General features: G+C 68.9%; 10 protein-coding genes. 5 read left to right on the forward strand and 5 right to left on the reverse strand.

Translation table 11 applies throughout. The features are described 5' to 3' along the window. Nucleotides 1-2,748: TolC family protein (locus AC1DOC_RS13825; RefSeq protein WP_478129944.1), on the forward strand; the 2,748-nt coding region annotated here is incomplete at its 5' end. Between the two features lie 21 nt (nt 2,749-2,769). On the opposite strand, the gene AC1DOC_RS13830 is transcribed toward AC1DOC_RS13825, so the two are convergent. Further along, a complete protein-coding gene (locus AC1DOC_RS13830; protein WP_015867040.1) occupies nt 2,770-3,051 on the reverse strand; it encodes an HU family DNA-binding protein in 282 nt (93 codons plus the stop codon). Nucleotides 3,052-3,367: 316 nt separating this feature from the next. Between AC1DOC_RS13830 and AC1DOC_RS13835 the strand changes: the two genes are divergently transcribed. Genes AC1DOC_RS13835 through AC1DOC_RS13850 form a run of 4 tightly spaced genes read left to right on the forward strand, consistent with a single transcriptional unit; the run spans nt 3,368 to nt 4,498 of the window. Then, nucleotides 3,368-3,508, forward strand: coding sequence for a hypothetical protein (locus tag AC1DOC_RS13835; protein ID WP_169804846.1), 141 nt, complete (start codon nt 3,368-3,370; stop codon nt 3,506-3,508). 58 nt (nt 3,509-3,566) lie between these two features. After that, nucleotides 3,567-3,974 carry a hypothetical protein gene (locus tag AC1DOC_RS13840; RefSeq protein WP_478080313.1) on the forward strand — a complete coding sequence of 136 codons (408 nt, stop codon included), beginning with the start codon at nt 3,567-3,569 and terminating at the stop codon, nt 3,972-3,974. Next, on the forward strand, nt 3,967-4,212 hold the full coding sequence (locus tag AC1DOC_RS13845) for a hypothetical protein (RefSeq protein ID WP_478080312.1): 246 nt from the start codon (nt 3,967-3,969) through the stop codon (nt 4,210-4,212). Before AC1DOC_RS13840 ends, AC1DOC_RS13845 begins: the two co-directional genes overlap by 8 nt. A gap of 28 nt (nt 4,213-4,240) precedes the next feature. After that, nucleotides 4,241-4,498 carry a hypothetical protein gene (locus AC1DOC_RS13850; protein WP_018906777.1) on the forward strand — a complete coding sequence of 86 codons (258 nt, stop codon included), beginning with the start codon at nt 4,241-4,243 and terminating at the stop codon, nt 4,496-4,498. A gap of 38 nt (nt 4,499-4,536) precedes the next feature. Here AC1DOC_RS13850 and AC1DOC_RS13855 read toward each other — a convergent pair whose 3' ends face one another. The 4 genes from AC1DOC_RS13855 to AC1DOC_RS13870 form a co-directional block, all read right to left on the reverse strand. Further along, nucleotides 4,537-6,546: an AsmA family protein gene (locus tag AC1DOC_RS13855; RefSeq protein WP_478080311.1), complete on the reverse strand. Its 2,010-nt coding sequence runs from the start codon at nt 6,544-6,546 to the stop codon at nt 4,537-4,539. 189 nt (nt 6,547-6,735) lie between these two features. Beyond that, a complete protein-coding gene (locus tag AC1DOC_RS13860) occupies nt 6,736-7,182 on the reverse strand; it encodes a universal stress protein (RefSeq protein WP_015867034.1) in 447 nt (148 codons plus the stop codon). Nucleotides 7,183-7,313: 131 nt separating this feature from the next. Then, nucleotides 7,314-8,006, reverse strand: a complete 693-nt coding sequence (locus AC1DOC_RS13865) for a response regulator (protein ID WP_478080310.1) — start codon at nt 8,004-8,006, stop codon at nt 7,314-7,316. After that, nucleotides 8,003-8,920, reverse strand: a 918-nt coding sequence (locus AC1DOC_RS13870; RefSeq protein WP_478129945.1) for an ATP-binding protein, incomplete at its 5' end; no start/stop codon positions are given. The genes AC1DOC_RS13865 and AC1DOC_RS13870, both read right to left, overlap by 4 nt.

Below are 8,920 nucleotides of genomic sequence, written 5' to 3' on the forward strand. Positions count from 1 at the left end.
CGTCGCGACTGGCTGCGCGAGTATTGCGAACGCAAGGGCGTGCACTACGCGCGCCGGCCCGACAACAGCCATGCCAAGGCCGGCAACCTCAACAACGGCCTGCGGCTGTCGGCGGGCGTGACCAATGCGCCCTACATCCTGGTGCTCGATGCCGACTTCGCGCCGCAGCGCCAGATCGTCTACCGCATGCTGGGCCTGTTCGCGGACCGCAAGGTCGGGCTGGTGCAGACGCCGCAGTTCTACTACAACGCCGACCCGATCCAGCACAACCTGCGCGCCACCGACAGCTGGGTCGACGAGCAGCGCGTGTTCTTCGACGTGCTGCAGCCCGCCAAGGATGCCGCCGACTCGGCCTTCTGCGTGGGCACCTCCTTCATCGTGCGGCGCGACCTGATCACCGCCGCGGGCGGCTTTCCGGTGGGCAGCGTGTGCGAGGACATCCACACCACCTACCTGCTGCTGCGCCACGGCCACATCACGCGCTGGCTCGGCGAGCGGCTGTCGAACGGCCTGTCGGCCGAGAGCATCATCGACTACATCAACCAGCGCAGCCGCTGGTGCCTGGGCACGGTGCAGCTCGCGCTGCTGCCCAACGGCCCGCTGCGCGGCCGGGGCTTCAGTTTCTCGGCGCGGATGCACTTCCTGCACGGGCTGCTGCACTGGCTCGGCAAGCCGTTCATGGCCATGGTCATGCTGGCGCCGGCGCTCTACTGGTATGCCGGGGTCTCGGTGTTCCATGCCACGCCGCAGGCCTTTGCCTCCTTCGGGCTGCCGCCGCTCCTCATGTTCTGGGCCTACAGCTACTGGATCAGCGGGCGGCGCTGCCTGCCCGTGTTCAGCGAGGTGAGCCAGCTGGTGGCGGCCATGGCCGTCACCAGCACGCTGGCCAGCGCCATGCTGCGGCCCTTCGGGCGGCCCTTCAAGGTGACGAACAAGGGGCTGGACCGCACCAAGACCGTCGTGCACTGGAAGCTGGTCGCGATGTTCGGCGGGCTTCTGCTGGCGCTGCAGCTCGGCGGCGCGTCGGTCGCGCTGAGCGGCGAGGCGCTCACGCCTGGCGACGAGCTCAATCTGGTGTGGACCGGTATCGCACTGCTGCTGTGCCTGGCCGCGCTCATGGCCTGCGTCGACCTGCCGCGGCCGGAGCAGGAAGAGCGCTTCCCCTGGCGTGCGCGCACCCGGGTGCGCACCGCGGCGGGCGAGGGCGAATCGCGCTTCGTCAACATCGCGGCCGATGGCGCGCTGCTGGAAGCCAAGGCCCTGCTGAAGCGCCTGCGCGTGGGACAGCCGCTGGAGGTCTACGTCGACCCGGTGGGATGGCTTCCGGCCCGCCTGGCCGCCAGGAGTGCCGCGGGCGCCGAGCTGCGCTTTGCCGGCACCGAGGCCCAGCGCGAGCAATTGGTGAGCCACGTGTTCAACGTGCCGCCGAGCCACGTCGCGGTCCAGGTGCGGCCATGGAAGGCGGCCTCGGCCTTGCTGGCGAGCGCGGGCTTCGGATCTCCCGGCGCCGGCTTCGTGCGCCTGTCCCTGCGGCTGCTGCTGCTGGTGCTGGCGACCTGCGTGGTGCTGGTGGTGAGCGGATGCAATCTCACGCCGCCGCTCAAGCAGCCCGACCTCGCGGTGCCTTCGCAATGGCCGGCCGGCACGACGGCGCCGAACGCGGAGCCCGTCGACTGGCGCAGCTTYGTGCAGGACGACGAACTGCGCGGGCTCATCACCACCGCCCTCGCGCAGAACCGCGACCTGCGCGCCTATGCCGCGCGTGCCCGCGAAGCCCGGGCCGTGTATGCCGGCAGCCGCGCCTCGCTGTTTCCGCAGATTGGGCTGTCGGGCCATGCGCAGCGGGCGCAGACCACCCCGCAGGGCTCGCTCAGCCCGCTGGGCAACATTCCGACCGACGGCCGGACATCGAACAGCTTCGACATCCAGGCCGGCGTGACCTCGTACGAGCTCGACTTCTTCGGCCGCCAGCAGAGCGCGACCCAGCAGACCGGCTCGCTGGCCGAGGCGGGCAACAAGGACTTTGCGGCCGCCCACATGAACCTGGTGGGAGAGGTGTCGAATGCCTACCTCACGCTGCGCGCCGACCGCGCCCTGCTCGCGCTGGCCAATGCCAACGAGTCCGGCCTGGCCGCCAATGCCGACATGATCGGGCGCGCCAAGGCGGCGGGCGGTGCGGCGCAGCTGGACGTGTACCGCGCGCAGTCGCTGCTGCAGAACGCCCGCGTCAAGCAGGAAGAATTCCGCATGCGCGTCGCGCAGGATCTCCAGTGGCTGAACGTGCTGGTCGGCCAGCCGGTGTCGCCCGACACGGGCAGCGCACGGCCGTGGCCGGAGCGCTCCACTGCGCAGGTGGCGGCCGGCCTGCCGTCCAGCCTGCTGCAGCGCCGGCCCGACCTGCTGGCGGCCTATTCGCGCGTCGAGGCGGCCAATTCGGGCGTGGGCGCGGCCAAGGCCGCGATGCTGCCGACCATTTCGCTCACCGCGCTCGCGGGCGGCGTGAGCCGGGAGCTGTCGACGCTGCTGAGCAGCGGCAACAGCAGCTGGGCCGGGGTGCTGGAGAAGGTGGCGAGCATTGCGCGTACGCGCTTCCGCAGTGGCCTGGAAGACTATTTTGCGAGCCAGGAYGCCCAGCGCGAGCTCTATGCCGAGCAGCAGCAGCTGATCGAGCTGCAGCTCAAGGAGGCCGTGAACAGGGTCAACCTCTACAAGGCGCTGGGCGGAGGGTGGCAGGGCGCACAGGCCTGAGCCGCCGCCCCCCGGGGACGGTCAGCCGACCTGGTTGATGGCGTCCTTCAGCGCCTTGCCGGCCGCGAATTTCGCGCTCTTGCTCGCCTTGATCGTGATCTGCTCGCCGGTCGACGGATTGCGGCCGGTGCGCTCGGCACGGTCGGCCACGCTGAAGGTGCCAAAGCCGATCAGCTGCACCGTCTCCCCACGCACCAGGGCGCGCGAGAGTTGTTCGAGCGCCGAGTCGAAGGCGCGGCCGGCGTCGGCCTTGCTGAGGTTGGTGTCTTCTGCAATGGCGGCGATGAGTTCGGTCTTGTTCAAAACAGGAATTCCTTTCGATAGAACATTTGTGAAAACCACGGAGGGTCGTACCCGAGTTTGACCGAATGCGGCGGCCGGATTCCCGCCCGGGCCTGTAGATGTGCTTCTAAATCTGCACACCTGTGACGGATGTCCGCTTCGCGCATTCGTGAAGTACTGGGCAGAACGGAGGGCTGGTTACGGTTTCTCACGTAAACCAAAGCCGATCGTGAAGCATTTCCTGTCTAAATGTTAGTAATTCACATATCTTGTCGCCTCGCTGATGGCCACGGCGCCATCTGAAGCAGCGCCAGGCAATTTCAACCAAGGAGTCCGCATGAAAAAAACAGCCGCCACCGTGATCTTCTCGTTTGCGATGACCTTGCTCCTGAGCGCCTGCGTTGTGGCGGACCCGGGGCCAGGCCCGGGCAAGGGCGGCTTCTGCCCTCCGGGGCAAGCCAAGAAGGGCAACTGCTGACCCGGTGTTCCCGGACCGCAGGCCCGACCCCGGCCGGGAACACCAAGCCGCCACCTCCATGACATCTGCACCCACGCTCCGCCAGAACCGGATCGCGCTGGTGGACTCCGACGCCCTGCAACGCCTGTGCACCGGCAGTTCGCTGAAAGCCATCGGCCTCGACCACGCCTCCTTCGCGCATCTTCATGGCCTGATCGACGCCGCCCGCGAAGGCCGGCGCTTCGATGCCATTCTTCTTGGACTGCACGCGGATGCAGCGCCGGTCGTGGCGCTCATTGCCGACGTGTGGAGCGCGCTCGGCCAGCGCGTTCACGTGTTCTTCATGGCGCATCCGACCGAGCTGCCCCATGCGCGGGAGGCGCTGTCGCGGTCGGCTGTCAGCGGATGGCGTTCGCAGATGATCCTTTCCCCCGTGAGCGATGCCGATTTGCGCGCCGCCTTCCACGGCAAGGGATTCCATGCGTAGTCCGTTCCTCGCAGACCAGAGTCCGGACGAGCCGCCGGCACCGCCCGGGCGGCCGGCCTGGCTGGCCCTGCTGCCCGTGTTCCTGTATGCCCTGGCGACCATTTCCTTCCTGGCCATCGCCATGCGGGTGCCGAACATCGTTGCCGCGGCGCTGTTCGTGACCGCGGCCGTCGTGTCGCTCGGGGCGGGCGTCATTCTCGGCTTGAGCCTGTGGCTCTTCCCGGAGCTTCCGCGCTAGTGCTCCTCTGCCGACTCGGACGACAACGATGAGCAAGCCCCCACCGTCGATCTTCCGCATCCAGGACTGGCGCGGAACCTTGGTTGCCGCGCTGGTCGGCCTCCTGATCGTGATGGCCGTGGTCATGAAGTGGCTGGTCGAATTCCAGGTTTCGGCGGCGCAGGAACGCCGATCGCTCGAGGCGCTTGCCCGCCGGGCCGAGGCGCACTGCTTCGGACTCGCAACGCATCGCGCCACGCAGGCCTGCCTGGCGCAGCGTGCGGTCCAGGCCAAGCTTTCAAAATAGAAGGCAGGCTCCGCGCGGGCAGCGGGCCCGCGGCGCCGCTAGCGTGCCCCGGGCTGCTTGCCAGCCTTCGGCTTCTGACGCGCGGCCGCCTCCAGCGGCGCGCATTGCGCGAACTCCTGCGAGCCCATGTTCAAGAGCGGCAGCAGCGCGGCGGCGGGCGCCACCGCACCCAGCGCAATCGCGGAACCCAGCTTGAGCGCCACGGCACCCTTGTCGACGCCGACGTCGGGGTTCTTGAACGTGCCCTGGACGTACAGCGGCGAGCGCAGCGAAAGAACGCGCAGCGCCTTGTTGCGCGGCTGGATCTCCAGCGCGAGCTGTTCCTTGGAAAGATCGATGAGCCCGCTCACGTTGACGACCGATTCGTCCGTGTCCAGCACGAAGGAGCGCGTCTGCATGACGCCCTGCGTCACCTTGAAATCGCTCGCCAGGCAGTTCAGCTGGACCTGCCTGTCGCCGAACAGCTGGGTCGCCACCACGCTGCCGATGTTCAGTCCCATGGCCTCGAGCAGGAACTTGCTCACCGTGCCCTTGCTCACCAGCGCCTTCACCTCGCCGTTCGAAGTGCCCAGCAGGGCCGCGACGGAGTTGCCGGAGGCGGACAGCGCCGCGTCGCCGCCGACTTCGCCCAGGCTGGCCTGCAGGGTGTCGAGCGTCGGGAAGAGTTCCTTGATCCGGAGCCGGCGCGCCGACAGCTGCAGGTTGGCGCGGATCGGGTCCTGCCGGCCGTCGAGCTTGACCGTGGCGGCCACGGTGCCGCCCGCCACGCCAAAGCTCAACGGCGTGAGCGAGAGCACGCTGTCCTTCAGGTGAAGATCCGCCACCAGGCTGTCGATGGGCAGGTCCTTCGCGTGGAAGATCTTGCGGCCGGCAAACTTGACGTCCGCATCGATGCTGCCCCAGCTTGCGGTATCGAACTTCTCCACCGGCAGCACCTTGCCCGCCGGTTGGACGGCCGGGGCGCCCCGCTTGGCCTTGCTCGCGTTCGAATCGGCGCCGATCAAGGGCGCCAGGTCTTCCAGCCGCAGCTGGTTGGACTGCACCTGGCCGCGCAGCAGCGGCCGCGGCTGCTGCGAGACGTACTCCAGCGTGCCCGCAATGTCGCTGGCACCCACGCGGCCCTTGAAGTTCTCGTACAGCCAGCGCCCGCCGGCCTTGTCGAGCTTGCCGACCAGATGGCCTTCGGTGCTGAACGGCGGCGTGTTGGGCAGCGTGATGCCGGTGATGGGATACAGGTGCGCCATGCTCGCGCCCGACAGCTTGAGCCGCAGGTCCAGCGCGGCCAGCGCGTCGGGCTTGGTCAGCGTGCCGGCGACGTCGATGCGCGTGGCACCCACCTGCACGCCGGCCTGCAAGGGGTAGGGCCTGGTGTCCTGCTGCAGCGAGAGCACGGCGCCGGCCTTGCCGCTTCCCTGCACCGGCGTCTGGCGGAAAGTGCCGCCGAGCTTCCAGCCGATGCCGTAGCCTTCGGCGCTTTCCGCGGGCAGGCTGTCGATGTCGACCTTGAGATCGAGCCTTGCCGTTGCATCGGCCAGCTTCACCGTGCCCTGGCTCAGCACCAGCCGCTGCAGGTCGAGCTTCCAGCTCGAGGGCTCCGCGCCGCCGCCGGCGGCCAGCGTCCAGTTGTTCTTGCCGTCCGCGGTGCGTTCGAGCGAAAGAACGGGGCCGGCGAGTTCGAGCGTGGGAATGCGGATCGTGTGGTTCAGCAGGGGCAGCGGGTTCAGCGAGAACGTCAGCTGCCGGATCTCGGCCAGGTGCGGGCCGGTCTTGCCCCAGTCGGCATTGCCCAGCGTGATGTCCTGTGCGCTCAGCCTCGGCCAGGGCACCCAGCGGCGCCAGCCCGTTTCGGCTTCGGGGCTCGACCACTGCAGCGCCAGGTCGCCGCGGATCGCGAACGGGCGCCCGGTTGCTTCGCTCACGCGCTGGTTGATCCAGGGCCGGGCGCGGTTCCAGTCGAAGCTCAACAGGACCGCGATGCACAGCGCCGCGAGGGCCGACAGCAGGAGCAGGCCCCAGCCCACGGCGCGGGGAAACATCGATGATTTCATTTTCACTCCCTTGAAGCGGCCCTTGCGCAATGCGGCCATTGCAGGGCACTGTACCTTCCGCAGCCCTGCGCGAGCTGCGGATGGCAGTCAGGGAGTGAGTCGCACCAGGAGCGGCGCGTTCACGAGGAGCGGCCGATGCCGGTGCCCGGCCGTGAAAAATTTCACCTCGGGCGCGCTTCGATCAGGCTTCTATCGCAGCACCAGCACCGGAATGTGCGAGTGGGTCAGCACATGCAGCGTCTCGCTGCCCATCAGCAGCCGCGCCAGGCTGCGCCGGCCGTGCGAGGCCATCACGATCAGGTCGCACTGCTGGTTCTTGGCCGTGGCGATGATGGCTTCGGCCACCTGGTTCGACTTCATGACGATGGCCTGCGCGCTGCGCACGCCCCGGGCGATGGCGGCGCTCCTGACCGCATCGACCAGGCGCTGCGCGGACTGCTCCACCTGTTCTTGCGAGGCTTCGATCTCGCGCTGGTTCAGCACCATCGAGCCTTCGAAGTAGCCGTAGGGTTGGATGTGTGCGACGGTGACGCTCACCAGTTCGGCACCCGCCAGCAGCGCCAGGTCGATGGCAGTGGCAACCGCCTGCTCGGAGAGCGAAGAGCCATCGGTGGGGACGAGGATGCGCTTGTACATGGCCGACTCCTTGGCCCCCGGCACTGCGGGTGCCTTCGCATTCCAGTCTAGTTCGCGGGCAGGGGCCCTTCAAGCAACGAAGCTGGGCTGCGGCCCCTAATCGCAAACGACGGGAGAGCGCCCACGCACGCTCAGGCCTGGGCCGGCGCCTCCCACGCAAACCCCACGCCGTAGACCGAGCGGATCCAGTCGTGCGAGGGCGTGACGGCGCCGAGCTTGCGACGCAGGTTCTTCACGTGGCTGTCGATGGCGCGCTCCGTCACGTCCATGGTGTCGTCGTAGGCCAGCTCGAGCAGGCGGGCGCGCGAGAAGATGCGGCCCGGGTGCCGCGACAGCACTTGCAGCAGCCCGAACTCGCGGCGCGTGAGATTGAGCGGCGTGCCTTCGAGCGACGCGCGCCAGTGCACATCGTCCAGCACCAGGCCGGACATGCCCTGGCGCGCCTGGCCGCGCTCCGCGGGCGGCTCGGTGCGCCGCAGCACGGCGCGCACGCGCGCCACCAGTTCGCGCGGCGAGAAGGGCTTGCAGACGTAGTCGTCGGCGCCCAGCTCCAGCCCGAGCAGGCGGTCGACCTCCTCGATGCGCGCGGTGAGCATGATGATCGGATGGCTGGTGTGCTCGCGCGCGCGGCGCAGCACTTCGATGCCGTCGAGCCGCGGCAGCATGATGTCGAGCAGCGTGAGTTCGGGCGGCGACGCGATCAGATGGTCGAGCGCGCTCTGGCCATCGGCGAAATGCGTGGTCTCGTAGCCGGCATGGCGCAGGTAGTCCTGCACCACCGATGCGATGTCGAGCTCGTCCTCGACGACGACGATGCGGGTCATGGCGACGCGCTCCTCGACAGCGGAAGGGTGATGGTCACGCGCAGTCCGCCCAGCTCCGAAGCCTGGGCATCGATGGTGCCGCCATGGGCCTCGATGGCCGCGCGGCAGATCGACAGGCCGAGCCCGGAGCCGCCGAGCTCGCGGCTGCGCGACGACTCGCCGCGGAACAGCCGGTCAAACAGGCGCGGCAATTCCGCCTCGGGAACGCCGGGCGCGCTGTCGTCGAACTGCAGGGTCAGGCTGTTGCCCGTCCACGCCCCGTCGACCGTGGCGCCGATGCGCAGCCGGCCGCCGGCGTCGGTGTAGGCGAGCGTGTTCTCCAGCAGGTTCATGAAGACCTGGTGCAGCCGGTGCGCGTCGCCGTCGATCATCGGCTGGGCGCGCGCCGAGACACGGTCGATGGCGCTGCGGTCGACCGCGATGCCGCGCGCAGCGAACCGGTCGCGCGTGTGGTCGAGCGCTTCCTTCAGCAGCGAGAGCGGGAACACGGTGGTCGCGAGCAGGTCGTTCTGCGGCTCGCGCATGCTGCTGCGCAGGTCGTCCACCAGCTGGCCGAGGCGGATCACCTGCCGATGCAGCCGCAGCGCGGTGCGCTCGTCGAAGCTGCGCACGCCGTCCTGCAGCGCCTCTATTTCTGCGCGCATGGCGGCCAGCGGCGTGCGCAGTTCGTGGGCCGCATCGGCCAGCCACGCGCGGCGCGAGGCCTCCACCGTGTCCAGGCGCTGCGCCATGTCGTTGAAGGTCTTGCCAAGCAGCGCAAGCTCGTCCGAGCCATGCACGGCCACGCGCGTGGACAGCCGCCCGCGCGCCACGTGCTGCGCGGCCTGCGTGAGCTCGTCGATCGGCCGGAACCAGCGCCGCGCCAGCAGCCACGACAGCATCAGCGCAAAGGCCAGCCCGCACAGGCCGGTGAG

The organism is Variovorax sp. 01T439_2, from assembly GCF_056398445.1.